This is a genomic window from Bacillus cereus group sp. BfR-BA-01408 (assembly GCF_022663305.1).
Taxonomy (GTDB): domain Bacteria; phylum Bacillota; class Bacilli; order Bacillales; family Bacillaceae_G; genus Bacillus_A; species Bacillus_A pacificus.
The window spans coordinates 1-214 of the sequence record NZ_JAKUFF010000350.1 but is presented as its reverse complement, the minus strand read 5'-3'; the positions used below and the strand labels follow the sequence as shown (position 1 = coordinate 214).

Genomic DNA, 214 nt, shown 5'->3' with positions numbered 1-214 from the left:
TCCAAATACGAGCGTACCTGATACAACGGAACAACCAAAACAAGATCAACAGCAAAAGACTGAAGAAGAGAAAAAGCAAGAAGAATTAAAGAAACAAGAAGATCTTAAAAAGCAAGAAGAACAAAAGAAACTAGAAGAGCAAAAGAAACAAGAAGAAGAAAAGAAACAAGAAGAAGAAAAGAAACAAAATGAACAAAATAATGGAAATGGCCAA

The 214-nt window shown here is 32.2% G+C and carries 1 protein-coding gene; it reads left to right on the top strand.

Annotation, left to right across the window (positions count from 1 at the left end; translation table 11 throughout):
* Window positions 1-214, top strand: a 214-nt coding sequence (locus MR083_RS28395) for a hypothetical protein (protein WP_242270153.1), incomplete at both ends; no start/stop codon positions are given.